A 21,829-nucleotide genomic window follows, 5' to 3' on the forward strand; every position below is an offset into this window, starting at 1 on the left:
GCATTCTCACCCCCCGCCGGGGGAAACACGTGCGCGGAGGATTGACGGTCCCCCGACTCTGTCTCAAGCTCATCTCCCATGCGAGGACCCGCGGGCCGGCGGCAGGTCTCCGCCGCTTCGGTACGCGCCCGGCGCGGGAGCGCGGCGGCCGAGCGCGGCATCCCGGTGCCGGCACCCGCCGGCGGCTACGATCCGCTGCACTCCTTCTTCCCCGGTGCCCCGGGTGCGCCCGTCCGATGAGCACGAGGTCCCCCGCCGGTTCCGCGCGGTGGCCGAGGAGCGACGGCGTTCCGGCCGGGGCGCCGATGTCGACGATCACGGAGGAACCGCATGAGAGTTCTGGCTGCCGGCGATCACTTCGTACGGAACGACCTGATCGCGGAGGCCCTGCGCCGCACCCTGTCCGGCACACCGTACGAGCTGGCCGAGCTGACCCTCCCCTGGCCGCTGGAGCCGTTCGGGCCGGTCGCCGAGGTGGCGGAGGCGAGCGACTCCGAGGACGAGCTGATCAAGGCGCTGGACGGTGTCGAGGTCTGTGTCACCCAGATGGCCCCCTTCACCGAGCGGGTGCTGAGCGCCGCGCCGTCGCTGCGGATGATCGCGGTGTGCCGGGGCGGTCCGGTCAATGTCAACGCGGAGGCGGCGCGCGCCCGGGGCGTCCGGGTGTGTTTCGCGCCGGGCCGCAACGCGGCGTCGACGGCGGAGTTCACCATCGGTCTGATGCTGAGCGCGCTGCGCCGCATCCCGGGGGCGCACCACTCGCTCGCCGTGGAGGGCGAGTGGGACGGCTCGTTCTACACCTATGAGCACAGCGGCCTCGAACTGGAGGACACCCCCGTGGGCCTGGTGGGCTACGGCGCGGTGGGCAGCCGGGTCGCGCGGGTGCTGAGCGCCTTCGGGGCGGAGGTGGAGGTGTTCGACCCGTATGTGCGCGGCGATGTGCACGGGATGCGGGCCCGGTCGCTGGACGCGCTGCTGGCGCGCTCCCGGGTGCTGACCCTGCACGCGCGGCTGACGCCCGAGACCCGGGGGCTGATCGGGGCGCGGGAGCTGGCGCTGCTGCCGCCGGGCGCGGTGGTGGTGAACGCGGCGCGCGGCGGGCTGCTGGACACGGAGGCGCTCTGCGACGCGCTGGACAGCGGGCAGGTGGCGGCGGCGGCGCTGGACACCTATGAGGACGAGCCGCTGCGGGCGGGCTCCCGGCTGCTGTCGACGCCGAATGTGGTGCTGACCCCGCATGTGGCGGGGGCGAGCCGGGCCGTGGCGCGCAAGGCGGCGGAGATCACGGCGGCCGAGGTGGCCCGCTATGTCCGGGGCGAGCCGCCGGCCCACGCCCTGGGGTGAGCCCGGTGGGGCGGGCCGCCCCGGCCCGGTACGACGGTGCGTCGCGGGCGATCGCGCCGCGTGTGAGGAGGAGAGCTGACGGTGGCGGTGTACATCGGGATCGACGCGGGGACCTCGGCGGTGAAGGCGGCGGCCTTCGACGAACGGGGCCGCCCGCTGGGCGTCGAGACCCGCCAGGTCTCGCTGTCACTGCGCGAGGGCCGGGCCGAGCAGGACATGGACCAGGTGTTCGGCGCGGTGACGGAGGTGCTCACGGCGCTGGCGGCGGCCGTCCCGGGCCCCGTCGAGCTGATCGGTCTCACCGGGCAGGGGGACGGTGTCTGGCTGGTGGACGGCGAGGGCCGTCCCGTGCGGGCGGCGATCTCCTGGATGGACGGGCGGGCGAGCGGACTCGTCGACGCCTGGCAGGAGTCGGGCGTGGTGGAGTCGGTGTTCCGGCGCACCGGGAGCGCGATGTTCCCGGGCTGCCCGGGGCCGGTGCTGGCCTGGCTGGAGCGGCACGAGCCCGCCGTCCTGGACGCGGCGTCGGCGGCCGTCTACTGCAAGGACATGGTCTTCCAGAGGCTGACGGGCGGCCCGGCGGCGACGGATGTGTCGGACGCGTCGATGCCGTTTCTGGACCCGCGGGCGCGCTCGTACGCGGACGAGGTGCTGCGGGAGCTGGGCATCGGCCACCGGCGCGGGCTGCTGCCCCCGGTCAGCGACCCGATCGCGGTCGGGCGGACGGCCCTCGCGGGCGGGGCGCGGATCGCGAACGGCCCGTACGACCTCCCGGCCTCGGCGCTGGGCGCCGGGGTCACCGCGCCGGGCGACGGGCTGCTGATCGTCGGCACCTGTCTGGCCTCGCTGGTCGCGGTCGACGCGCTCGATCTGGAGGGTGAGCCGGCCGGGCTGCACATCTCCACGGACCGGGCGGGGCACTGGCTGCGGGCGATGCCCGCGATGGTGGGCACGGCGGCGCTGGACTGGGTGCTGCGGACGACGGTGGTGGCGCACGAGGAGGTGGACGGCATCCTCGCGGCCACCCCGCCGGGCGCGCACGGTGTGCGGGTGCTGCCCTACTTCGCCTCGTCCGGTGAGCGGGCGCCGTTCGTGGAGCCCCGGCTGCGCGCCGAGCTGACCGGGGTGTCGCTGGAGTCGACCCCGGCCGATCTGATCCGGGCCACCTGCGAGGGCATCGGCTTCGCGGCCCGGCACTGTCTGGAGGCGGCCGGTCTGACGGGCTCCCTGGCGATCTGCGGCGGCGGCACCCGGTCGCCCGCGTGGATGCGGCTGTTCGCGGATGTGCTGGGCAGACCGCTGCGGATCGTGGAGGGCGAGGTGGGGGCGCGCGGCGCGGTGCTCGCGGCGGCCGAGCGGTTCGGGGTGGCGCTGGACACCGCCGCCTGGACGGCTCCGACGGCGGTGGTGGAGCCCGATCCGGAGCGGGCCGCCTTCTACTGCGGGGTCTACCGCGACCACCGGGAACGGCTGGCGGCGGCGCGGGCGAGAGCGCGGGGGAACCCGCCCGCGACGGGCCCGTGACTAGGGGCTCGTACACCGAATTGCCGAGGGAGCGGCGCGCCGGTCCTAGGACCAATGCCTGATCACTCCGCGCGGTCTTCTGCTGCTAACGTGCACTTGCATAAGATGTGCAATAAGCAGTCGGAGGGACCGGACAACAATGGCCATCTACACACTTCCTGATCTGCCGTATGACTACGCCGAGCTCGAACCGGTCATCAATCCGCAGATCATCGAGCTGCACCACGACAAGCACCACGCCGCCTATGTCAAGGGGGCGAACGACACGCTGGAGCAGCTCGCGGAGGCCCGCGACAAGGAGCAGTGGGGTTCGATCAACGGGCTGGAGAAGAACCTCGCGTTCCACCTCTCCGGCCATATCCTCCACAGCATCTACTGGCACAACATGACCGGTGACGGCGGCGGCGAGCCGCTGGACAAGGACGGCACGGGCGAGCTGGCGGACGCCATCGCCGAGTCGTTCGGTTCCTTCGCCAAGTTCAAGGCGCAGCTCACCAAGGCCTCCGCGACCACGCAGGGCTCGGGGTGGGGCGTGCTCGCGTACGAGCCGGTCAGCCGGCGCCTGATCGTCGAGCAGGTCTACGACCACCAGGGCAATGTCGGCCAGGGCTCGGTGCCGATCCTGGTCTTCGACGCCTGGGAGCACGCGTTCTACCTCCAGTACAAGAACCAGAAGGTCGACTTCATCGACGCCATGTGGCAGGTCGTGAACTGGCAGGACGTGGCCAAGCGCTACGCCGAGGCCAAGGAGCGCACTCCGCTCATCACGCCCTGAACCGTGTGAGGTTCTGAACGGCGCACAGTCGTCCTGCTCGTGATCGTCTTCTCAGCCTTCACGTGCGGGCGGATGAAAAAGAGGGGCCCCCGCGAGGACGTGACTCGCGGGGGCCCTTCTCCGTGCCGGAACAGAATGCCGTACGGAATTGCCGGCGGGGGCCGGGGTCAGAGGTTGGAGAAGTCCGGGCCCTTCGTCCGGGTGCGCTTGATCTCGTAGAAACCGGGGACGGAGGCCACCAGCAGGGTGCCGTCCCAGAGGCGGGCCGCCGCCTCGCCCTGGGGGGCGGGGGTCACGACCGGGCCGAAGAAGGCGATCTGCTCGCCGTCCGCGCCCGGGACGGCGATGACGGGCGTGCCGACCTCCTGGCCGACCTTGTCGATGCCCTCCTGGTGGGAGGCGCGCAGCCGGGTGTCGTAGGTGTCCTTCTCCATGTGCTCGATCAGGTCGGCGGGCAGGCCGGCATCGGCCAGCGCGCCGGCGACCGCCTCGCGGGTCGGGCCCTCCTCCTGGTTGTGGAAGCGGGTGCCGAGGGCGGTGTAGAGCGGGCCCAGGACCTCGCCGCCGTGCTCCTGCTCCGCGGCGATGGCGACCCGGACCGGGCCCCACGCGTCCTTGAGCCCCTCGCGGTACTTCTCGGGCAGCTCGTCGAGCTTGTCCTCGTTGAGCACGGCGAGGCTCATCACATGCCAGCGGACCTCGATGTCACGGACCTTCTCGACCTCCAGGACCCAGCGGGAGGTCATCCACGCCCAGGGGCACAGGGGGTCGAACCAGAAGTCCACCGGGGTCTTGCCGTTCTCCGACATCTCTCTCCTCAGGGAATCCGCGTCAGGGTGTGTGGCCCACGTCTCAGCGTGACAACGCGGCGGGGGGCCGGTCGATTCCCCGGATACCCCTCGGAGGAAGCTCATGGGAGTATCGGGGCGTTTGTCACTGCCCATGACGGTCATCGACCACCAGGCCGTGCCGGACCGCGTTCGACCTACACATGTACGAGACATGAAGGAGTGCTCCCTTGCCCGGTGAGAATCTGTCCCGTGACGAGGCCCGTCAGCGGGCGGAGCTGCTGTCCGTCGACGGGTACGAGGTGGCCCTCGATGTGCGTTCCGCGGTCGGGGACGGCCCCGGGAAGGAGGAGGGCGCGACGCACCCCGGGGTCCGGACCTTCCGCTCGGTGACGACGATCCGGTTCCGCTGTGCGCGGCCGGGCGCCTCGTCCTTCGCCGATCTGCTCGCCCCCGCCGTGACGGCGGTGACCCTGAACGGCGAGCGGCTGGACCCGGACGAGGTCTTCGACGGTTCGCGTATCGCGCTGGACTCGCTCGCCGAGGAGAACGTCCTGGTCGTGGACGCGCAGTGCGCCTACAGCCGGACGGGTGAGGGGCTGCACCGTTTCGTCGACCCGGAGGACGGCGAGGTCTACCTCTACACGCAGTACGAGCCGGCCGACGCCCGCCGGGTCTTCGCCAACTTCGAGCAGCCCGATCTGAAGGCGCCCTTCCGGTTCGAGGTGACCGCTCCGGAGGAGTGGACCGTCTGGAGCAACGGCGCGGGCGAGCGGGCGGCGGACGGGGTCTGGCGGTTCGCCGTGACCCGGCCGATCTCCACGTACATCACGGCTGTCGTGGCCGGTCCGTACCACTATGAGACGGATGTCTACCGGCGGAGCCTCGACGACGGGACCGAGCTGGAGATCCCGCTCGGCGCGATGTGCCGCAAGGGGCTCGCCCGGCACTTCGACGCGGACGACATCTTCCTCGTCACCAAGCAGGGCCTGGACTTCTTCCACGAGCGGTTCGGCTACCCGTACCCCTTCGGCAAGTACGACCAGGCGTTCGTCCCCGAGTACAACATCGGCGCCATGGAGAACCCGGGGTGTGTGACCTTCCGCGAGGAGTTCGTCTTCCGGGGCAATGTCACCCGGGCCTCCTACGAGCGCCGGGCCAATGTCATCCTGCACGAGATGGCGCACATGTGGTTCGGCGACCTCGTCACCATGGTGTGGTGGGACGACCTGTGGCTGAAGGAGTCCTTCGCCGACTTCATGGGCTCGTACGCGATGGTCGGCGCGACCCGCTTCACCAACGGCTGGGTCACCTTCGCCAACAGCCGCAAGGCCTGGGCGTACCGCGCCGACCAGCTGCCCTCCACCCACCCGGTCACGGCCGACATCCGTGATCTGGAGGACGCCAAGCTGAACTTCGACGGCATCACCTACGCCAAGGGCGCCAGTGTGCTGAAGCAGCTCGTCGCCTACGCGGGCGAGGAGGCGTTCCTGGAGGGCGCGCGGCGCTACTTCCAGCGGCACGCGTACGGCAACACCCGGCTCGGCGATCTGCTCTCGGTGCTGGAGGAGACCTCCGGGCGGGACATGGCCGCCTGGTCGCGGTCCTGGCTCCAGACGGCGGGCGTCAACGCGCTCACCCCCGAGATCACCCATGACGCCGCCGGCCGGATCACCGAGCTGGCGGTCGTCCAGGACGGCGAGCGGCTCCGCCCCCACCGGGTGGCCGTCGGGCTCTACCGGCACGAGGGCACGGAGCTGGTGCGGTACGCGCGCGCCGAGCTGGACGTCACCGGGGCGCGGACCGTGGTGGAGGAGCTGGCCGGGGCCGAGCGCCCGGCGCTGGTGCTGGTCAACGACGACGACCTGACCTACTGCAAGATCCGCTTCGACGAGGTGTCGCTGGAGACCCTGCGGTCCTCCCTGGGCACGCTCACCGACCCGCTGGCGCGGGCGCTGTGCTGGTCGGCGCTGTGGAACATGACCCGGGACGCGCTGATGCCCGCCCGGGACTTCATCGGTCTGGTGCTCCGGTTCGCCGGGCGGGAGTCCGACATCGGCGTACTCCAGATGCTGCACGCCTGGGCGGCCACCGCGCTGGCGCACTACGCGGCGCCCGGATGGCGCGCGGAGGGCGGGCGGCTGCTCGCCGAGGGCGCGCTGCGGGAGCTGCGGCTGGCCGATCCCGCCGGTCAGCACCAGCTGACCTGGGCGCGGTTCTTCGCCTCCGTCGCCGCGTCGGAGGCCGACCTCCAGCTGCTCGACGGACTGCTCCGGGGCACCGCGAAGATCGACGGTCTGGAGGTGGACCAGGAGCTGCGCTGGGCCTTCCTGGAGCCGCTGGCCTCGCACGGGGCCGCCGACGAGAAGGTGATCGCGGACGAACTGGCCCGCGACGACACCGCGTCGGGCCGGCGCCACCAGCTGCGCGCGCTCGCCGCGCGCCCGAGCGCGGAGGTCAAGGAACGGGCGTGGGCGCGGGTGGTGGAGTCCGACGCGCTCTCCAACGCGCTGGCCGGCGCCACCATCGCGGGCTTCGTCCAGACGGGGCAGCGGGAGCTGCTGGCCCCGTACACCGAGCGGTACTTCGCGGCGATCGAGCGGGTCTGGTCCGAGCGGTCCATCCAGATCGGCATGGACGTGGTGTCGGGGCTCTTCCCCTCGCTCCAGGGCGAGCCCGCGCTCACGGCGGCCGACGCCTGGCTGGCGGAGCGCCCCCTGGCCGCTCCGGCGCTGCGGCGGCTGGTCCTGGAGGCCCGCGACGACCTCGCCCGCGCCCTGCGCGGCCAGGTCCGCGACGCCGGTTCCGCTGCCTGAACCGGCCCCCGCCCGGTGCGGTCCCGCACCGGGCGGGGCGGGGCCCGATCGTTGCGCCCCGGGAGGTTTGACGGGAGCCGTCCACCCGGGCGGAGGTACGCCCGGGAAAGCGTTTGAACACCCCGACCGGCCCGTGGGCCTGGGGAGTTCGGGGCGGAGCCGTCACGGCCGGCCGACGGGTCCGTCACGGAGGTTAGCCGCACGGTGAGCCGTGGGCATGCCCCGTGCATGAGACACGACACCCGCACCGCGCCGCCGCTGACCCTCCCCCGTGTGCTGACCGCCGTCCAGCTCCGCTCCGAGGGCATCTCGCCCGCCCAGGCCGCCGCCCGCGCCCGGCCCAAGGGCCCCTGGCAGGCGCTGCTTCCGGGGGTGTATCTGCCGCACCGCTCCACCGCCACCAGCGAGGAGCGGCTGCACGGCGCGCTGCTGTACGCGGTGCGGCCGGCCGCGTCGCAGGGCGGCACCGCTCCCCCGTGCGGCGAGGCCGTGATCACCGGGCTCGCCGCGCTCGCGCTGCACCAGTTCGACTCGGCGCCTCCGCTGCTCGATCTGGAGCACATCGATGTCCTGGTGCCCCGGTCCCGGCGGCTGCGGTCCGCCGGCTACGCCCGGATCGTGCGGGCGCAGGAGATGCCGGAGGCGCAGGAGATCACCGGGCTGCCGGTCGCGCCCGTCGCCCGGGCCCTCGCGGACGCGGTCGCCCGGCTCGGTGACACGGGCGCGGTACGGCCGCTGCTCGCCGAGGCCGTGCGGCGCGGGCACTGCGAGCCCGGCGCGGTGGTCGCGGAGCTGAACCGCTCCCGGCTGCTGGACCGTCCCCATGTGGTGGAGGCCGTGGACTCGCTGCTCGCGGAGGGGCGGGCGCTGGCCGAGGAGCGGCTGTACGCGATGGTGGACGGCGAGGGGCTGCCGGACCCGCTGTGGAATGTGGATCTGCGGATTCCGGGGGGTCCGCTGCTGGGCGCGGTGGACGCCTACTGGCCGGACCACGCGGTGGCGGTCGAGCTGAACACCCGTACCCCGCGCCGCGACCGGGACGCGGCCTGGTCGGAGTGCGTCCGCAAGCGGGAGCATCTGGAGCGGCTGGGGATCACCGTCGTCCATCTGACGCCGCAGGGGCTGCGGGAGTCGGCCGAGCAGCAGGCGATGGTGGTGCGGACGGCGCTGATGACGGCGTCCGAGCGGGAGCCCGCGGCGTATGTGGTGGTGCTGCCGCGCTGATCCGGCCACCGGGCCGCGTCCGGCGGGGGATTGCTGAGGGTTTGCTCCCGTTGGCACGTCCTCCACGGTGGCGGATTTATGCCATGACCACATCAGGCCTCCGTCAGCTCTCCACAAAACCCGCTCCCGTAGGAGAGGCTGAGCGGTCATCCGGCACCGAAATCCGGACTGACGTCTCATCACAGCGAAACGTCTCTTTCACAACCAGGGATGCTGATGACCCCCGATTCCCAGAGCTCCATATCCGGGCGCTCCGTGCCAGGGCGCAGACGCGCGGCCCGCATCGCGGCCGCGGCCTCGATGGTGACCGCACTGGTGGCCGCGGGCACCGTACCGGTGTTCGCCGCCACCCCGGCCGACGACCCCTCGGTGAGCCCGCCCGTCAAGGCGGCGCCGGCCTCCGAGAAGCTCGGCTCGGCCGATGAGGAACTGCTCGCCGAGGCCCAGGCCACCGGCGAGAAGACCGTCACCGTCATGGTCGCCACCGCCCCCGGCGCCACCGAGACGGTGGTCCGGCAGCTCAGAGCCGTCGAGGGCACGATGGTCGGCAAGACCATCGACAGAATCGGCTATGTGCGGGCCACGATCCCCACCGCGAAGGCGGAGGGGACGCTGAAGGCCGCCGCCAAGCTCTCCAGCGTCCAGGGCATCGACCTCAAGCACGAGGTGAAGCTGGAGGACCCGGCGCCCGGCGCCGGCTCCGCGAAGCCGGGCCGCGCGGCGGGCAAGCAGGCCCGCTCCTACCCGGCCCCGGACAAGAACACCCCGGCGGTCAACCCGTACAACCCCTCCTTCGAGACGGGCGCGGTCCAGTTCGTCAAGGAGAACCCCAAGTACGACGGCCGCGGGGTGACCATCGGCATCCTGGACTCCGGTGTCGACGTCTCGCACCCGGCGCTCCAGAAGACCACCACCGGCGAGCGCAAGATCGTCGACTGGGTGACGGCGACCGACCCGGTCCAGGACCGGGACGGCACCTGGCGCCGGATGGACAAGGGCGTCACGGGACCGGCGTTCACCGAGGCGGGGCGCGCGTACACGGCCCCCGCGGGCTCGTACCGGTTCAGCGTCTTCTCCGAGAACGCCACCCTCGGCGGCGACATGGCCGGTGACCTCAACCGCGACGGCGACACCACCGACCGCTGGGCGCTGCTCTACGACACGGAGACCCGCACGGTCCGGGTCGACCTGAACGACGACGCCGACTTCACCAACGACACGGTGATGAAGCCGTACCGCAACGGCTTCCAGATCGGGTACTTCGGCAAGGACAACCCGGCCACCCCGGTGGCCGAGCGCATCCCGTTCGTGATCGAGGTCCGCGAGGACGTCGTGTACAACCCGGCGGGCGCGACGGCCGACTTCGTGGGCATCGGTGTCATCGAGGGCTCGCACGGCTCGCACGTCGGCGGCATCACCGCCGCCAACGGCCTCTTCGGCGGCAAGATGAACGGCGCGGCGCCCGGCGCCAAGCTGGTCTCCTCGCGCGCCTGCTCCTGGACCGGCGGCTGCACCAACATCGCGATGACCGAGGGTCTGGCCGATCTGGTCATCGACCGCGGTGTCGACATCGTCAACATCTCCATCGGCGGTCTGCCGGCGCTCAACGACGGCAACAACACCCGTGCCCTGATGTACAACCGGCTGATCGACCTCTACGGCGTCCAGCTGGTCATCTCGGCCGGCAACGACGGTCCGGGCGTCAACACCATCGGCGACCCCGGCGTGGCCGACAAGGCGATCTCCGTCGGCGCCTCGATCACCAAGGAGACCTGGGCCGCCAACTACGGCTCCGAGGTCACCAAGAAGAACGCGATGATGCCGTTCTCCTCCCGCGGCCCCCGTGAGGACGGCGGCTTCACGCCGACCATCACCGGCCCCGGCGCGGCGATCCAGACCACCCAGACCTGGCAGGCCGGCGGTCCGGTCGCCGAGGCCGGGTACGCGCTGCCGCCCGGCTACTCGATGCTCCAGGGCACCTCGATGTCCTCGCCGCAGGTGGCGGGCGCGAGCGCGCTGCTGCTGTCGGCCGCCAAGCAGCGCGGGATCGAGCTGACCCCGGCGAAGCTGCGCACCGCGGTCACCAGCACCGCCAACAAGATCCCCGGCGTGAAGGCGCACGAGCAGGGCGCCGGCATGATCGACGTGGTGGACGCGTGGGAGTCGGTGCGGAACGGCGCCACCGCCCACGAGTACACCGTCAAGGCCCCGGTCGACACCTCGATCGACTTCGCGCTGAAGACCCCGGGCTTCGGCACCGGTCTCTACGACCGCGAGGGCGGGCTGAAGGCCGGCCAGGCGAAGACGTACGACATCACCGTCACCAGGACCAGCGGCCCCGAGGGCGCCCGCTGGCACAACCTGGAGTGGAAGTACAACACCGGCAACACGTTCCGTCTGCTCGGCGGCGACCGGGTGCGGCTGCCGCTGAACCAGCCGGTCACCGTCACCGTGCAGGCGCGGCCGAAGACGGACGGCGTGCACAGCGCCATCCTGGAGGCGGACGACCCGCGCACCGAGGGCGTCGACAAGCAGATCCTGTCGACCGTGGTGGTCTCCGACGAGCTGGCCAGGGCCGGACACACCCTCTCGGACTCCTCGTCGGTGCAGCGCAACAGCCACAGGTCGTACTTCGTGACCGTGCCCGCCGGGGCGAAGACCCTGGAGGTCGCGCTCGGCGGACTCGCGCAGGGCAGCCAGACGCGGTTCATCTCCATCCACCCGTACGGGGTGCAGATGGAGGACAGCGCCACGATCTACTGCTACCCGAACTACAACAGCCCCTCGAACACCTGCCGTCCGGACCTGCGGTCGTACGCCAACCCGCAGCCGGGTGTCTGGGAGATCGAGGTCGAGTCGCGGCGCACCTCGCCGCTGCTGGACAACCCCTACCAGCTGGACGTCACGGTGCTGGGCGCGGACTTCGCCCCGGAGCCGCAGAAGCTCGCCGAGGCGAAGGTCGGCACGCCGGCCCCGGTCGAGTGGACGGTCACCAACCGCGGTGCCGCGGTGAAGGGCAAGCTGGAGGGCGGTTCGCTGGGCTCGGCGAAGGTCGCCCGTCCGGTGATCGCGAATGGTGAGTCGCGGGAGACGACCGTCACCCTCGGCGAGGGCGTCGAGCGGCTCGATGTCGCGATCGGCGGGGTCTCGGACGCCCAGGCGGACCTGGACCTGGCCGTCTACCGGGGCACCACCCTGGTCGGGCAGGCCGCGGACGGCGACTCCGAGGAGGCTGTCAGCCTCACGAAGCCGGCGGCCGGCACGTACACCATCGTGGTCGACGGCTACTCGGTCCCGTCCGGGACGACGGAGTACGGCTACCGCGATGTGTTCTTCGCGCCGTCGCTCGGTCAGCTGAAGGTGGACCCGGCGAGCAGTGTCGAGCTGGCGCACGGAGCCTCCGCGCAGGCGCGCGCGGAGGTCGTGGTGGCCGGTGCGGCTCCCGAGGGGCGCCAGTTCTTCGGCGAGGCCCGGCTGGTCAACGCGCGCGGCACCGCCGCGGGCGCGGGCAGCGTCGTGATCGAGAAAGTCACGCCGTAACAGCGGTGAGGTGAAGGGGGCGTCCGCGGGCCGGGCGCCCCCTTTCCGCTGTCTCACTCCGGGGTGCCGCGGCTGTCTCACTCCGGGGTGCCGCAGCGGCCGTCGCCGTCCCCCGGTCCGGCGGGGACCGGCAGCAGCTCCTCGACCCGGTCGATCTCCGCTCCCCGGTAGACGGCGACCTCCTCCTCCCGCCCGCCCCGCACCCGGAAGAGGTGGACGAGCAGCCGGCTCCCGTCCGCGTACCGGGCGGCCTCGGCGCGCTCCACGGTGAAGGCCCTCTCCCGGGGTCCGTGCCCGGGGACGAGATAGCGGTCCACGGCCAGGACGACCCGGAGGCGGTCGCCGTCCGGCTCGGTCCGGGCCACGGTGCCCTCCGCGATCAGCCGGGAGCAGACCACGGGCTTGGACTCCGCCTCGGGCCCGGCCGCGCCGGGCCCGGGGGAGAGCCAGGCCGCCGCGAGCCCGGCGAGCACCGCCACCGAGGCCACCAGTGCCAGGACCGCCCGCCCGCGCCGCCGGGCCGGGGGCTCCGGCGGGGGCACGGGGTGGTGGCCCGGGTCCCAGGACAGCTCGTGGCCCAGCACACGGAGCTGCCCGGCCAGGGTGTCCATGTCGCGGGCGGCACGGCGGTACGCCGCCCCGGCCCCGGGGCCCTCCGGCGCGGGCTCCCCGAGGAGGACCGCCATCAGCGCCCGGTCGTCGTCGCCGTATCCGTCATCACCGGTCGTCGGCATGTCACACCACCTCGTCCACATGGAGCCGGGCCCGCATCGATTTCGCCGCCGCGTGCAGCCGGCTCTTGACCGTGCCCTCGGGCACCCCCAGCTCCCGGGCGATCCGGGGGACGGTGAGATCCGCGTAGAACCGCAGCACCAGCACCTGGCGCTGGAGCGGGGGCAGGGCGTCGAGACCGTCGGCGACGGTGAGCGCCAGCAGCCGGGCCTCCGGGCCGTCCGGGGCCTGCGGGCTCCACACCCTCAGCTGGGCGAGCCGGGCGCCGGTCCTGCGGTGTCTGGTGCGGGTGCGGTGCCAGTCGGCGGCGAGGTGCGAGGCGACCACGGCGGCCCAGGCGCCCACGTCCCGAGGGGGCTCCCGGCCGTCGGCCCGGCGCTCCAGCAGCCGCAGCCGGATCTGCTGGACACCGTCGGCGAGGTCGGAGCGCGGTACGCCGCCGAGCGCGAGCACGGCCCGCACCCGGGAGATCTGCGCGGGGTCGAGCGGATCGTCCGCTCCCCCGTCCCCCGGCGCTCGGCCGGGTCCTCTGATCGGCAAGGTGCCTCCCCACGTCGCGTTTCCCCTACGACGCGGGGGTGGGCGAAACCGTTCGCCCCGGCCGGATCGCATGTCCTACGTCACAGCGTCCGCCCTTCGGACAATGGACTGGACAAGTCGGGCCAGGACATACGCATCATGGGGAGCGGCAGCACTCAGCCCCGTAAAATCACGCGGACACGCACAGAGGAGACATCGGTGAGGGTCGGAATCGTCGGAGCGACCGGTCAGGTCGGCACAGTCATGCGCAGCATCCTCGCCGAGCGGAAGTTCCCCGTGGACGAGCTGCGGCTGTTCGCCTCGGCGCGCTCGGCCGGGTCCACGATCGACTGGGAGGGCACCCCGATCACCGTCGAGGACGCCGCCGCCGCCGACTACACCGGCCTGGACATCGTGCTCTTCTCGGCGGGCGGGGCGACCTCGCGGGCGCTGGCGGAGAAGGTCGCGGGGCAGGGTGCCGTCGTGATCGACAACTCCTCCGCGTGGCGGCTGGACCCCGAGGTGCCGCTGGTGGTCTCCGAGGTCAACCCGCACGCGGTCAAGGACCGCCCCAAGGGGATCATCGCCAACCCGAACTGCACCACCATGGCCGCGATGCCCGTGCTGAAGCCGCTGGCGCGGGAGGCGGGGCTGACCGCGCTGGTCGCCACCACCTACCAGGCGGTCTCCGGGTCGGGGCTCGCCGGGGTGGCGGAGCTGGACGGCCAGGTGAAGGGTGTGGTGGAGCGCGCGACGGAGCTGACCCACGACGGGGAGGCCGTGGAGTTCCCCGAGCCGGGGGTGTACCAGCGGACGATCGCCTTCAATGTGCTGCCGCTCGCGGGGAACCTGGTGGACGACGGGTCCTTCGAGACGGACGAGGAGCAGAAGCTCCGCAACGAGTCCCGGAAGATCCTGGAGCTGCCGGAGCTGAAGGTGTCCGGGACGTGTGTGCGGGTGCCGGTGTTCTCGGGGCACTCGATCCAGGTGAATGCGCGCTTCGAGCGTCCGCTGGGGGTGGAGCGGGCGTATGAGCTGCTGGCCGGGGCTCCGGGGGTGGAGCTCTCGGAGATTCCGACGCCGTTGCAGGCGGCGGGGAAGGACGCGTCCTATGTGGGGCGCGTCCGGGTCGACGAGACCGTTGAGCACGGTCTCGCGCTCTTCCTCTCGAACGACAACCTCCGCAAGGGTGCGGCGCTCAACGCGATCCAGATCGCGGAACTGGTCGCAGCCGAACTCACCCCCTGACCCCTGCGACCACCGTGGCCCGGACCCCGGACCCCGGACCCCGGGCCACGGGCCACGGGCCACGGGCCACGGGCACCCCGAGCAACCCCAGCCCATCCGGCGCTTGAGGACGGCCCCCGCACCACGGGAAACCCGAGCGATCTCAGCCCGTCCGGCGCTTGAGGACGGACCCTGTGCCACAGGAAACCCGCACAAACCCAGCCCGTCCGGCGCTTGAGGACGGACCCCGCGCCACAGGAAACCCGCACAAACCCAGCCCGTCCGGCGCTTGAGGACGGACCCTGTGCCACAGGAAACCCGCACCCCGCGGGCCACAGTCGGGGGCCAGCCCCCGAACCCCCGCGCCTCAAACGCCGGCGGGGCTGGGGTGGTGCTCCTCAATCGCCGGCGGGGCCGGGGGCCTGTGCCCCGGGCAAGGCTGGGAGCCTGTGCCCCGGCACGTCGGCAAGGCTGGGAGCTTGTGCCCCGGCACGGCCGGAGGGGCTGGAGTTCGTGGATCGGCCCGCCGGCGGGGCCGGGGGCCTGACCCCCGGCACGGCCGGAGGGGTGAAGGGTGCCTCACGCGGCGGCGGGGCAGGGCGGAGCCCGGGGGCGCGCGGGGGCCGGGGCGACGGTCCACGCGTCGCGGAAGACCCGCAGCATGCGGGGCTCGGGCTTCCCACCCACCCATGGAAGGATGACGCCAAACGTCACGAAAAAGGAGATGACCGGGTGCCTGGCACGAACCTGACCCGCGAAGAGGCGCAGCAGCGCGCACGCCTTCTCACCACCCACGCGTACGAGGTCGACCTCGACCTCAGCGGCGCCCAGGACGGCGGCATCTACCGCTCGGTGACCACCGTGCGCTTCGACTCCGCCGAGGCGAACGCCGAAACCTTCATCGACCTCGTCGCCCCCGCCGTCCACGAGGTCGTCCTCAACGGCAAGTCCCTCGACGTCGCCGCCGTCTTCCGCGACTCGCGCATCGCGCTGCCCCATCTCCACGAGGGCCCGAACGAGCTGAAGGTCGTCGCCGACTGCTCGTACACCAACACCGGCGAGGGCCTGCACCGCTTTGTCGACCCGGTCGACGAGCAGGCGTATCTCTATACGCAGTTCGAGGTCCCGGACGCCCGCCGGGTATTCGCGAATTTCGAGCAGCCCGACCTCAAGGCCACCTTCCGGTTCACGGTGCGGGCCCCCGAGGGCTGGACGGTCATCTCCAATTCACCGACCCCCTCCCCGGCCCCCGCGGACGGTGTCTGGCGTTTCGAGCCGACCCCCCGGATCTCCACCTACATCACGGCCCTGATCGCCGGCCCCTACCACTCGGTGCACAGCGCGTACGAGAAGGACGGCCAGTCCGTACCGCTCGGCATCTACTGCCGCCCCTCCCTCGCCGAGTATCTCGACGCGGACGCCATCTTCGAGGTCACCCGCCAGGGCTTCGACTGGTTCCAGGAGAAGTTCGACTACGACTACCCGTTCGCCAAGTACGACCAGCTCTTCGTGCCGGAGTTCAACGCGGGCGCGATGGAGAACGCGGGCGCCGTCACCATCCGTGACCAGTACGTCTTCCGGTCGAAGGTGACGGACGCGGCGTACGAGGTGCGGGCCGAGACCATCCTGCACGAGCTGGCGCACATGTGGTTCGGCGACCTCGTCACCATGGAGTGGTGGAACGATCTGTGGCTGAACGAATCGTTCGCCACCTACACCTCCATCGCCTGCCAGGCCGCCGCCCCGGGTTCGCGCTGGCCCCATTCGTGGACCACGTTCGCGAATTCCATGAAGACCTGGGCGTACCGCCAGGACCAGCTCCCCTCCACGCACCCGATCATGGCGGAGATCCGGGACATCGACGATGTCCTGGTGAACTTCGACGGAATCACCTATGCCAAGGGTGCCTCCGTGCTGAAGCAGCTCGTGGCCTATGTCGGCGAGGACGAGTTCTTCCGCGGTGTGCAGTCCTATTTCAAGGCCCACGCCTTCGGAAACACCGTTCTGACGGATCTGCTGGGCGCTCTTGAGGAGACCTCGGGACGCGATCTGAAGACCTGGTCGCAGAAGTGGCTCCAGACGGCCGGTATCAATGTGCTCCGCCCGGAGATCGAGGTCTCGGCGGAGGGCTTCGTCACCTCCTTCCGGGTCCGCCAGGAGGCCCCGGCGCTGCCCGTGGGCGCCCAGGGCGAGCCGACGCTGCGCCCGCACCGGATCGCGGTCGGCTGCTACGACCTCGACCCGGCGAGCGGGAAGCTGGTGCGGACAGACCGGATCGAGCTGGATGTCGACGGCGAGCTGACCGATGTGCCGTTCCCCGCGAACACCCGGCGCCCGCTGATCGTCCTGCTGAACGACGACGATCTCTCGTACGCCAAGGTCCGGCTGGACGAGGAGTCGCTGAAGGCGGTCACCGAGCACCTGGGCGACTTCACCGCGTCGCTGCCGCGCGCGCTCTGCTGGTCGGCGGCGTGGGACATGACCCGCGACGGCGAGCTGGCCACCCGGGACTATCTGTCGCTGGTGCTCTCGGGCATCGGCAAGGAGTCGGACATCGGTGTCGTGCAGTCGCTGCACCGCCAGGTGAAGACGGCGATCGAGCTGTACGCCGCGCCGGAGTGGCGCGAGACGGGCCTGAACCAGTGGACGGAGGCGACGCTGGCGCATCTGCGGGCCGCCGAGCCGGGCAGCGACCACCAGCTCGCCTGGGCGCGGGCCTTCGCGGCCACCGCCCGCACCCCGCAGCAGCTCGATCTGCTCCAGGCGCTGCTGGACGGCGCGGACTCGATCGAGGGCCTGGCCGTCGACACCGAGCTGCGCTGGGCGTTCGTGGAGCGGCTGGCGGCGACCGGGGTGCTGGACGAGGACGGCATCGCGGCGGAGTACGAGCGGGACCGCACGGCGGCGGGCGAGCAGCACGCGGCCACCGCCCGCGCGGCCCGGCCGTCCGCGGAGGCGAAGGCGGAGGCGTGGGCGCTCGCCGTGGAGGGCGACAGCCTGCCCAACGCCAAGCAGGAGGCCGTCATCGGCGGCTTCGTGCAGAGCGACCAGCGCGAGCTGCTCGCCCCGTACACCGAGAAGTACTTCGCGGTGGTCAAGGGTGTGTGGGAGTCGCGCAGCACGGAGATGGCCCAGCAGATCGTGGTGGGGCTCTACCCCTCGTTCCAGGTCTCGCGGGCGACGCTGGACGCCACGGACGCCTGGCTGGAGTCGGCCGAGCCGACGGCGGCGCTGCGCCGGCTGGTCTCCGAGTCGCGCTCGGGTGTGGAGCGGGCGCTGAGGGCGCAGGCGGCGGACGCGGCCTCCGCCTCCTGAGGGGCCGGGGCGGCGGCGGGACGCCAACCCGCTGACTCCGCTTCTAACTTGGCTGAAAATCATCGTTGAGGCGCCCAGGTCCCAGGACCTGGGCGCCTTCACCGTTCTCAAGCGTCAACATCTGGCCAAATTCATGACCTGACGTCATCTGCCGTTGCAGGACACAGATATGCTCCCCGACTGTCGTCATATGATCATTCCCGTTCCGATGGTTTGAGGGTGCTGATGGTCCGACAGGACACGTCGACCGAAACTCCGCGGCCCGCGGCTTCCCTTGTGTGGCTCGTGCCCGTCGTCGTCACCGCCGTAGCCGCGGCCGGAGCGGCCGCCACGGTCTCCGGCTCCGCGCGGGCCGCCGTGATCTGGGTCGACATCATCGCCGTCACCGCCATCGCCATCTCCTGCGCGGAGACCGTGCGCCGGGGCCGTCGCGCGACCCTGCTCAGCGCCCGGCTCGCCGAGCGCGAGGCCACACTCGCCCGTGAGCAGGCCGAGACCACCCGGCTCGTCCGCGAACTGCTGCCCCAGGTGGTGGAGCGGCTGCGCAAGGGCGAGTTCCCCGAGGACATCCTCGACTCGCTGCACACCTCCAGCGAGCACCAGGCCGTGCTCAGCTCCGTGCTGGACGCCGTGGCCAGGGAGGAGGACCTCCGCGAGTCCGCCCAGCGCGCCTTTGTGAACATCGCCCGCCGGGTGCAGGCCATCGTCCACCAGCAGGCCCAGCAGCTGCGGGAGATGGAGGACCGGCACGGCAAGAACCCCGAGGTCTTCGGCGATCTGCTCCGGATCGACCACGGCACCGCGCTGATCGGCCGGCTCGCCGACTCCATCGCCGTGCTCGGCGGCGCGCGGCCGGGCCGCCAGTGGAGCAGGGCCGTACCCCTCTACAGCGTGATGCGCGGCGCGATGTCCCGGATCATCGACTACCAGCGCGTCGAGCTGCACTCGGTCTCCGAGGTCGCCGTCGTCGGCACCGCCGTCGAACCGCTGATCCACGCGCTCGCCGAACTGCTCGACAACGCCACCCGCTACTCGCCGCCGCAGACCAAGGTCCATCTCACCGCCGTCGATGTGAACTCGGGCATCGCCGTGGAGATCGAGGACGGCGGTGTGAGCATGAGCGAGGAGGCCCGGCTGCGGGCCGAGCGCATGCTGCGCCAGGCCCAGCAGGGCATCGATGTGAACGACCTGGGCGAGACGCCCCGCCTCGGCCTGGCCGTGGTCGGCCGGCTCGCCCAGGCGTACGGATTCCAGGTCTCGCTGCGTTCGTCCGCGTACGGCGGAGTGCGCGCGGTCCTCGTCGTACCCAAGGAACTGATCACCACCGTCGCGTCGGCGACCGGACTGGCACACGGCATCGGCGCCGCGTCCGGCCCCCGGCCCAGCGGTGTGCCGATGCCCGATGCGCAGCCGGTCAGGCAGACCACCGGCCCCGCCATCACGGACCTCATGCCGGACGAAGAACTTCCGGTGATCACCGAACGGACGGCGACCGGGCTGCCGCAGCGGCGCCGCAAGGCCCCCGCCACCGCGGCGCCCGCTGCCGCCGCGACGCCCCAGCCGGACGCCGCCCCCGCGGTACAGCCCGGTATGTGGCTCACGGCGTTCCAGAACGGCCTGGCCGGTGAGGCAACCCAGACGAACAAGGGGAGTACGCAGCCATGATTCAGCAGCAGTCCAACCAGACCAACATGGACTGGATGCTCAAGGACCTGGCAGAAGGCGTACCGCAGACCAGACATGTGGTCGTGCTGTCGGCGGACGGGCTGCGGATGGCGCAGTACGGCGCGGACAACGACACCGCCGACCGGCTGGCCGCTGCCTGCGCCGGCCTCCAGTCCCTGGCGGGTGCCGTCGCCTCCGAGCTTCCGGGCAGCGACGGCCGGATGCATCTCGTCGTCATCGAGATGAGCGGTGGCTTCTTCTACCTGATGGCGGCGGGCTCGGGCGCGTTCCTGGCCGTGCTCGCCGACGAGGGTGTCGATGCCGGACTGATGGGACAGCGGATGCGCGACCTCGTACTGCGGATCGGAGAGCACCTGTCCAGCCCGCCGCGTCAGGACAGGCAGTCCGCGTGAGCCATGCCGGGGACTGGGAGGAGAGCAGTCCCGAGCGGCTGTATGTCATTACGGGCGGACGCAGCGGGGCGTCCGTGCCGGCCACGCTCGACCTGGTCACCCTGATCGTGGCCAAGTCGGGCCCCCGGCACGGTATGCAGCCGGAACACGCCGCGATCATCCGGCTGTGCCAGTCGCCGCTCTCGGTGGCCGAGATCTCCGCGTACTTGAGTCTTCCGGTGAGTGTGGTCACCGTCCTGCTCAGCGATCTGCTGCTGGACAGCCAGGTGATGGCCCGCGCTCCGGTCCAGCCCGCGCTACTCCCCGACCGCGCTTTGATTGAGGCAGTGATCGATGGACTTCAGAAGCTCTGAGCAGGCCGTGGGCCCGCGCAGCGAGGACGTGCTGCCGGAGACGGCCACCGCCGCCGTCAAGGTGGTCATCGTGGGCGGTTTCGGAGTGGGCAAGACGACCCTTGTCGGCTCGGTGAGCGAGATCAAGCCGCTCACCACCGAGGAGACGATGACCCAGGCCGGGGTGGGTGTCGACGACACCCACGGTGTGGAGCGCAACAAGACCTCCACCACCGTCGCCATGGACTTCGGCCGGATCAGCATCAACGACGAGCTGGTGCTCTATCTCTTCGGCACCCCGGGACAGCAGCGGTTCTGGTTCCTGTGGCGGGGGCTGTTCGAGGGCGCGCTGGGCGCGGTGGTCCTGGTGGACACCCGGCGGCTGGAGGTCAGCTTCGATGTCATCGGGCGGCTGGAGGAGCGCCGGGTGCCGTTCGTCGTCGCGATCAACACCTTCCCGGAAGCCCCGATGTATCCGATCGAGGAGATCCGCACGGCTCTCGACCTGCCGGCCTCGGTGCCGATCGTCGACTGCGACGCCCGGCTCCGGGGCTCCAGCAGGGATGTGCTGATGACGCTGATGCGCTACCTCCAGAACCTCGCGGTGACCGCCGACGCCGCCTCCTAGGGCCTGGCCCTCAGACCCTCGGCCCCGGGCCCCGGTGGCCGGGGACCGGGTCCGGCAGCGGCTCGGGCCCCGAGGGCACGGCGGGCACGGCCCGTTCACGACGGGGCCCGAGCTGTCCGGCCAGGGTCGCGGCGAAGGCCACCACCATGCCCAGGAGCTGTACGGGAGTGAGCGCCTCGCCCAGCGCCGCCCAGCCGATGGCCGCGGCCGTGATCGGCGACAGCGGGCCCAGCAGGGTGACGGAGGTGGCGGTGAGCCGCTCGATGCCCCGGAACCAGAGCCAGTAGGCGACGGCGGTGTTGGCGAGCGCGAGATAGAGATAGCCCGCGGCGTTGGTGCCGGTGAGCGCGGGCGGCGCGCCCTCGGCCAGAAACGCGACCGGGGCTATCAGCAGCCCGCCCGCGGTGAGCTGCCAGCCCGTCATCACCAGCGGGCCGACGCCCTCGGGCCGGCCCCAGCGCTTGGTCAGCACCACTCCGGCGGACATCGACACGGACGACGCGAGCCCGGCCAGGACACCGATGAGGTCGAAGGCGGCTCCGGCGCGCAGCACCACCAGACTCACCCCGAGGGCCGCGGTGATCGCGGTGAGCAGGGTACGGGTGGTGGGGCGCTCGCCCAGCAGCAGCGCGGCGAGGCCCACCACGAAGAGCGGCCCGACCGAGCCGACGACGGCCGCGACCCCGCCGGGCAGCCGGTAGGCGGCGAGGAAGAGCAGCGGGAAGAACGCCCCGATATTGAGCGCGCCCAGCACGGCCGCCCGCCACCACCAGGCCCCGCGCGGCGGCACCCGGGTGAGCGCGAGGATCAGCAGACCGGCGGGGAGGGCTCGCATCAGCCCGGTGAACAGCGGTCGGTCGGGTGGCAGGAACTCCGTGGTGACCACATAGGTGGAGCCCCAGGAGATCGGGGCGAGGGCGGTGAGGGCGATGACGGCTGCTCGGTTCATGGTGAGATAGCTTACCTCTAAGCTACTTACCGTCAAGA

17 protein-coding genes are annotated in these 21,829 nt (G+C 71.8%); 13 read left to right on the forward strand and 4 right to left on the reverse strand.

The window, feature by feature from the left end; all coding sequences use genetic code 11:
- Positions 1–78 precede the first annotated feature (78 nt).
- From ABT122_RS04620 to ABT122_RS04635, 4 genes are all read left to right on the forward strand, one after another.
- Positions 79–240: a hypothetical protein gene (locus tag ABT122_RS04620; protein WP_351545244.1), complete on the forward strand. Its 162-nt coding sequence runs from the start codon at positions 79–81 to the stop codon at positions 238–240.
- 90 nt (positions 241–330) lie between these two features.
- Positions 331–1,344, forward strand: coding sequence for a 2-hydroxyacid dehydrogenase (locus tag ABT122_RS04625; RefSeq protein WP_351545246.1), 1,014 nt, complete (start codon positions 331–333; stop codon positions 1,342–1,344).
- A gap of 87 nt (positions 1,345–1,431) precedes the next feature.
- A complete protein-coding gene (locus ABT122_RS04630; protein WP_351545481.1) occupies positions 1,432–2,868 on the forward strand; it encodes an FGGY family carbohydrate kinase in 1,437 nt (478 codons plus the stop codon).
- Positions 2,869–3,007: 139 nt separating this feature from the next.
- Positions 3,008–3,643, forward strand: coding sequence for a superoxide dismutase (locus ABT122_RS04635; protein WP_351545248.1), 636 nt, complete (start codon positions 3,008–3,010; stop codon positions 3,641–3,643).
- Between the two features lie 167 nt (positions 3,644–3,810).
- On the opposite strand, the gene ABT122_RS04640 is transcribed toward ABT122_RS04635, so the two are convergent.
- Complete coding sequence (locus ABT122_RS04640) at positions 3,811–4,452, reverse strand: mycothiol-dependent nitroreductase Rv2466c family protein (protein WP_351545250.1); 642 nt, start codon at positions 4,450–4,452, stop codon at positions 3,811–3,813.
- A 209-nt stretch (positions 4,453–4,661) separates the two neighbouring features.
- Here ABT122_RS04640 and pepN (ABT122_RS04645) point away from each other — a divergent pair, with 209 nt between their 5' ends.
- The 3 genes from pepN (ABT122_RS04645) (at position 4,662) to ABT122_RS04655 (ending at position 12,011) form a co-directional block, all read left to right on the forward strand.
- Complete coding sequence (gene pepN, locus ABT122_RS04645) at positions 4,662–7,247, forward strand: aminopeptidase N (RefSeq protein ID WP_351545253.1); 2,586 nt, start codon at positions 4,662–4,664, stop codon at positions 7,245–7,247.
- Between the two features lie 228 nt (positions 7,248–7,475).
- The gene (locus ABT122_RS04650; RefSeq protein WP_351545256.1) at positions 7,476–8,471 is read left to right on the forward strand and encodes a hypothetical protein; all 996 of its coding nucleotides are present in this window, start codon (positions 7,476–7,478) and stop codon (positions 8,469–8,471) included.
- A gap of 216 nt (positions 8,472–8,687) precedes the next feature.
- Positions 8,688–12,011 carry a S8 family serine peptidase gene (locus tag ABT122_RS04655; RefSeq protein ID WP_351545259.1) on the forward strand — a complete coding sequence of 1,108 codons (3,324 nt, stop codon included), beginning with the start codon at positions 8,688–8,690 and terminating at the stop codon, positions 12,009–12,011.
- Positions 12,012–12,088: 77 nt separating this feature from the next.
- Here the strand turns inward: ABT122_RS04655 and ABT122_RS04660 are convergent, their stop codons facing one another.
- Together ABT122_RS04660 and ABT122_RS04665 are read right to left on the reverse strand one after the other, a co-directional pair.
- Positions 12,089–12,745 carry a hypothetical protein gene (locus tag ABT122_RS04660; protein ID WP_351545261.1) on the reverse strand — a complete coding sequence of 219 codons (657 nt, stop codon included), beginning with the start codon at positions 12,743–12,745 and terminating at the stop codon, positions 12,089–12,091.
- A gap of 1 nt (position 12,746) precedes the next feature.
- Positions 12,747–13,283: a sigma-70 family RNA polymerase sigma factor gene (locus ABT122_RS04665; RefSeq protein ID WP_351545263.1), complete on the reverse strand. Its 537-nt coding sequence runs from the start codon at positions 13,281–13,283 to the stop codon at positions 12,747–12,749.
- Positions 13,284–13,481: 198 nt separating this feature from the next.
- On the opposite strand from ABT122_RS04665, the gene ABT122_RS04670 reads away from it, so the two are divergent.
- From ABT122_RS04670 to ABT122_RS04695, 6 genes are all read left to right on the forward strand, one after another.
- Positions 13,482–14,510, forward strand: coding sequence for an aspartate-semialdehyde dehydrogenase (locus ABT122_RS04670; protein WP_351545266.1), 1,029 nt, complete (start codon positions 13,482–13,484; stop codon positions 14,508–14,510).
- A 711-nt stretch (positions 14,511–15,221) separates the two neighbouring features.
- Positions 15,222–17,804 carry an aminopeptidase N gene (gene pepN / locus ABT122_RS04675; protein WP_351545268.1) on the forward strand — a complete coding sequence of 861 codons (2,583 nt, stop codon included), beginning with the start codon at positions 15,222–15,224 and terminating at the stop codon, positions 17,802–17,804.
- A 225-nt stretch (positions 17,805–18,029) separates the two neighbouring features.
- On the forward strand, positions 18,030–19,469 hold the full coding sequence (locus ABT122_RS04680; protein WP_351545484.1) for a sensor histidine kinase: 1,440 nt from the start codon (positions 18,030–18,032) through the stop codon (positions 19,467–19,469).
- Positions 19,466–19,882: a roadblock/LC7 domain-containing protein gene (locus tag ABT122_RS04685; protein ID WP_351545271.1), complete on the forward strand. Its 417-nt coding sequence runs from the start codon at positions 19,466–19,468 to the stop codon at positions 19,880–19,882. The genes ABT122_RS04680 and ABT122_RS04685 overlap by 4 nt, the downstream gene beginning before the upstream one ends.
- Positions 19,879–20,235 (forward strand): DUF742 domain-containing protein, encoded by a 357-nt coding sequence (locus ABT122_RS04690; RefSeq protein WP_351545273.1) that lies wholly within the window; start codon positions 19,879–19,881, stop codon positions 20,233–20,235. Before ABT122_RS04685 ends, ABT122_RS04690 begins: the two co-directional genes overlap by 4 nt.
- The gene (locus ABT122_RS04695) at positions 20,216–20,842 is read left to right on the forward strand and encodes a GTP-binding protein (protein WP_351545276.1); all 627 of its coding nucleotides are present in this window, start codon (positions 20,216–20,218) and stop codon (positions 20,840–20,842) included. The genes ABT122_RS04690 and ABT122_RS04695 overlap by 20 nt, the downstream gene beginning before the upstream one ends.
- Before the next feature lie 10 nt (positions 20,843–20,852).
- Here the strand turns inward: ABT122_RS04695 and ABT122_RS04700 are convergent, their stop codons facing one another.
- Complete coding sequence (locus tag ABT122_RS04700; RefSeq protein WP_351545279.1) at positions 20,853–21,791, reverse strand: EamA family transporter; 939 nt, start codon at positions 21,789–21,791, stop codon at positions 20,853–20,855.
- Between the last annotated feature and the right edge of the window lie 38 nt (positions 21,792–21,829).

The organism is Streptomyces sp. NPDC001985 (assembly GCF_040296845.1).
Classification (GTDB): domain Bacteria; phylum Actinomycetota; class Actinomycetes; order Streptomycetales; family Streptomycetaceae; genus Streptomyces.